The organism is Belliella alkalica, from assembly GCF_022549785.1.
Lineage (GTDB): Bacteria > Bacteroidota > Bacteroidia > Cytophagales > Cyclobacteriaceae > Belliella > Belliella alkalica.
The window spans coordinates 1-2,348 of record NZ_JAKZGO010000053.1 but is presented as its reverse complement, the minus strand read 5'-3'; the positions used below and the strand labels follow the sequence as shown (position 1 = coordinate 2,348).

The 2,348-nt window shown below is 40.6% G+C and carries 2 protein-coding genes; both read right to left on the bottom strand.

From position 1 onward, the window contains the following. Window positions 1-90: 90 nt before the first annotated feature. The gene (gene istB, locus MM213_RS20525; protein ID WP_241414757.1) at window positions 91-813 is read right to left on the bottom strand and encodes an IS21-like element helper ATPase IstB; all 723 of its coding nucleotides are present in this window, start codon (window positions 811-813) and stop codon (window positions 91-93) included. A 2-nt stretch (window positions 814-815) separates the two neighbouring features. Beyond that, window positions 816-2,348: IS21 family transposase (gene istA / locus MM213_RS20520; RefSeq protein WP_241414756.1), on the bottom strand; the 1,533-nt coding region annotated here is incomplete at its 5' end.

Sequence of the window (2,348 nt, the reverse complement as noted above, 5' to 3'; positions counted from 1 at the left end):
TGGATATTCCGGACAATACTGACCCCTGTTCTGGACATATTGACCCCTCTAAAAATGGGTTTGGTTCTATAATCTGTTAGGCTGACAATTTTACATTTTTTTTCTGAGACTTTCTCCTTTTAACTCTATTCTGTAGGAAGAATGGACTAATCTGTCAAGAATAGCATCTGCTATAGTTTCTTCCCCGATGATATCATACCAGCTTGATACGGGCAACTGACTGACAATGATTGTTGATTTCTTTCCATGTCTATCTTCAATCATTTCCATAAAATCTATCCGCTGTTGCTGTTCGAGGTGGGTTAGTCCGAAGTCATCAATGATCAGGAGATCTGTCTTAGCCAGCTTATCAAAGAACTTCATCACAGTTCCTTCGAGTCTGGCCATTTTGGTTTTGAGCATTAGTTTCTGGGTATTGAAGTAAGCGGCTTTGAACCCCAGGACACAAGCCTGATGTCCAAGTGCAGAGGCCAGATAACTTTTACCGCATCCGGTTGCTCCGGTGATCAGCACAGCCTCTCCCTTTGTGATATATTCACCTGCGGCAAGACTTGTGAGCATCATTTGGTCAAGACCTCTTGTTTTGTCAAGCTTTAGTTGCTCCAAGGATGCTTTGTACCTGAATGCCGCATTGGTTTCAAGTCTTTTGAACCTCCTGTTATCTCTTTCAAGCTCTTCAGCCTGTAGCAACAGTTCAAGACCTTCTGATAGCGAAAGACTTTGGTTCTTTCTTGTTTCTTTGATGGCTGTCCATGTTTTGGACATACCGTGTAGCTTGAGTTTGGCAAACTGCGATTCGATCTGGTTTGTCATAGTTATTTAAAATTAATTGATTGTTGATTACTGTAATATGATTTACCCCTTACATTCTGATGCTTGGGTAGCGTTGAGATGTTGTTTTGGACAGACTCGTCTTCCATATGGTTCTCTATGATATTCTTGATAAACTTGTAAGAGTATATTCCATTCTCCATTGCTGTTTTACATGCTTTTTCCAAAGCTTCCGTATCTGATTTTCTTGCCAGAGCAAGTAGCCCATCACAAGACCTGTATAGCTGTTCGGGATATCTTTTCTGTTCAAAAAGTAGGCATACATATTCATAAAGGACTTTTGAGATCTTCGCTGAAAGATTCCTGTAATAGTCAGGACTTCTATCCCTGTAGTGCTGGTGATGTGAACAGAGGTGCTCTTTGACTGTTGAGTAAGCCCCATGTTTGAAGTTTCTGGTATGAACCGCCACTTTCTTACCACCATGATAGATGTAGACCATGGATCTGGAATAGACTACTTTTACTTTGTTTCCCATAAGGGTATGTGGAACACTGTAATAGTGTTTGTCGGCAGACAGATAGATGTGGTTGTTTTTTGCAACTTTAAGCATTGAATAGCTGCGAAGCTCAAAACGGTCAACAGGCAGATCAGTCAGCAGGGCTTTTTCATCAGCGATAAACTTTTCTTCCCTACAGTATGGCTTCTTCTGCATTCTTGTCTGRTTGTGGGCTTTTACTTTAAGTTTGATTGCCTCGTTGAGAGAAGTAATGTCAAAGAACTGCATATTCCTGAGCTTKGCATATACTCTTGAATAAAGGATCTTAACCTGATTTTCTACCAAAGCTTTATCCTGAGGCTTTCGAACCCTTGCAGGAAGTACTGCTGTTCTGTAGTGGTTGGCAAAATCTTCCAAAGCTTGATTGATATCAGGTTCATACCGATCTGCTTTAATAACAGCAGCCTTCAAGTTGTCAGGAACYAGAAGCTGCGGTACGCCTCCTAAATCTTCTAAACACCTGCTTAGTGCGTAAAGAAAATCAGATACACTCTGGGATGGTACAGCCATGGCAAAAGCATAATCAGAATAAGGTAGGCAGGCAACAAAAAGCTGACATGCTATGACTTCTCCAGTTTCTCTGTCGATATAGGGAATGGTCTTTCCTGCAAAATCTATATAGAGTTTTTCGGCAGGTTTGTGATCCAATACCATAGTTGGTTTCCCTTTTGCAACCTGTTGCTGATCAAGGTGAAAACAAAATTGGGAATAACTGTACCCATCTGGATTAGCTTCCTTGTACTCTTCCCAGAGAAGCACTCTGGTTACACCAACCTTTTCTAACTCTTTTTGATAATGTTCAAGGTTGGCTTTAAAGTAATCATACCTTGAATCTTTATAGGAAGGATTACCGGGATGAAAAAGTGTATATAATTCAGGCTCGTCAAGGCTTAGAAGTGTCTCAATTGTAACCTTCTCAGCTCTTTTGCCTGTCAACAACTTATCAAGCTTAAAAAGATATGTCTTGACGGTATTCTTACTTACATCAAGAATACGTGCAATGGTTTTGACTCCATTGCC